This window comes from Geomonas sp., assembly GCF_056994735.1.
The window spans coordinates 1-1,927 of record NZ_JBXKJL010000369.1 but is presented as its reverse complement, the minus strand read 5'-3'; the positions used below and the strand labels follow the sequence as shown (position 1 = coordinate 1,927).

Annotated in this window: 2 protein-coding genes; both read right to left on the bottom strand. The window is 62.7% G+C overall.

Annotated features, from left to right (window positions below):
* Nucleotides 1-23: 23 nt before the first annotated feature.
* Nucleotides 24-1,472, bottom strand: a complete 1,449-nt coding sequence (locus AC11W3_RS15990; RefSeq protein ID WP_484093342.1) for a hypothetical protein — start codon at nt 1,470-1,472, stop codon at nt 24-26.
* A 275-nt stretch (nt 1,473-1,747) separates the two neighbouring features.
* Nucleotides 1,748-1,927 (bottom strand): hypothetical protein (locus AC11W3_RS15985; RefSeq protein ID WP_484093341.1); only part of this gene is annotated, 180 nt, incomplete at its 5' end.

Below are 1,927 nucleotides of genomic sequence, written 5' to 3'. Positions count from 1 at the left end.
AGGAGCATTCCATTGCTGTCGGCTCACGCGGCAACCCTCGTGGTGATCGTAAGTGCCTGCCTCTCAAGATGGTTCCAGCGTCCCGCCTTGTAATACGAACGCAACAACAGAACGGCTTCCGCACTTTTCTTGTGCCAGTAGATACTCGCCCCCTTCAACCGCAAGTTCACCACCCGGCGGATCGTACTCTCGATCGCACCACTGCCGATCGGCATCTTCAACGCCTCGAGCCGCGCGTAATCCATCCGACCCTTCTCACCATTCCGCTTGAAGTACCCACGCTCCCGTTTCAACGCCTTGCTCGAGCGCGGGCCACAGAGTGCGTCGATCGCCGTTTGCACCTCGACGAGCTTTCCCTTCAGAAGACGTCGCCGTTGGCGACGAATCCACGTCTGACGCTCCGGTCCCGTCCAGCGTCCCTGCAAGGCCGCGATCTTGCCCAGGTGCTCCACCGCATGATAGAAGTCCACCAACTCGTCGAGCTGTTCCGGTTTGATCCCCAAGCGACGCAACAGGGCCCCGACGCGATTCCAGATCCAACGCGCCCCGTCGGCCACGAACAGGATCTTGTCCGCCGTGGCGATGGCTAACTCACGTAAATAGAATTCCATCAACTTGAAGATCGCATCCGGCCCACCCAGGGTCCCGTCGATGACTGACGGGAAGTCCCGATCCATCTGCCCCTTCTCATCCACGACGTAGATGATCAGCAACTTCGGCTCGCGCCAATCGGTGCGATAGCGGTTGCGTCCCTTGGCGGTCTTCGGTCCGCGCTTGGTTGTGCGGATCCGAATCCGGCCCCCATCAGTGGAGAGGATCACACGGCGGCCCGCGACGGATTCTCCCCAGTCCATGCCCCCGAGACGCTGCGCGGCACGGGCACGCGTGGCGAAGCGGTAGGCGATCGCCCGGATGGCCTTGAGGTCCAGCGGTCGCCCACGATCCCGCAGGACCTGCTCGACCTCCTCGAAGGAACTCAGCATCGCCACCAACTTGCTGGTCTCCGAGGCGACGGCTGCCGTACAGCGGTCGTGCACTCCCCAGAGCAGGAGCATCGGGTACATCCCTTTGCCTGGCTTGTCACGATGGCAGTTACGGCTGAAATAGGTCGCGCGGATCGTCACCGGTCCGCAGGCCGTCCGCAGTGTGACGTCGCGTGGCCCTTGATCCTTGAGTGTGTGGCCTGCCCCTTGAGCCAAGGAGCGAGCCTGAAGCCGGTTCTCCGGGTCGCCGAGAGCTGCTTGCATGACCTCGGCCAGCAGGAGGGCGGCCAGCCGGTCGGTCAATTCCGCGATCGTCCGTTCCCACGTCGTGAGATCCTCGGGGGTGCGGATCACGGGTGCGTCGCAGCGCCGGGCTTCGATCTGCTGTTGGACGTCTCGAATCTCGGCCCCGATCTCCGCGCGCCGATCGCGCGGTTGCTGAGGGACTTCCGCTGGTTTGGGCCTCCGCCTGGGTTTGTGCTTCGCCATGGTCGTTCCCCTTGTCGCAAATGTGTCGGGAAACGACGATTATCGTCGAGCAGTTGTGAGCAGAGGAATCCCGCTCCAAGGGACCGGCGCTTTCGGAATGCTCCTTACGTGAGCTTGTGGATAGAAAGCTATCCGAGAAATATCTCCAGTGGTCCCTGAAGGGCTTGTGATACCGGAGCGGGGGCGCGTGGGTCCGGTTACTTCGCGGACCGTTCCTCACACGCTTTCCGGCGATATTCGCAGCCACCGTAGGAAGCAGCTTGGTGCGGGAGACGCTACGCGAGAGGGGGCGAGCCAGTGGCTCCGGGAGCAGAGGGATTTGTCGTTGTCGCCGCGTTTTCCGATGCCTGGCGAGCGGGAGCTGGCGGAGGGGACTTGACGCTGACCTGAAAGCCGGCCCCTTCGAGATAGAATTGACCACCCCCTTGGTCGCGCATGAGCCCCTGCAGGACCAC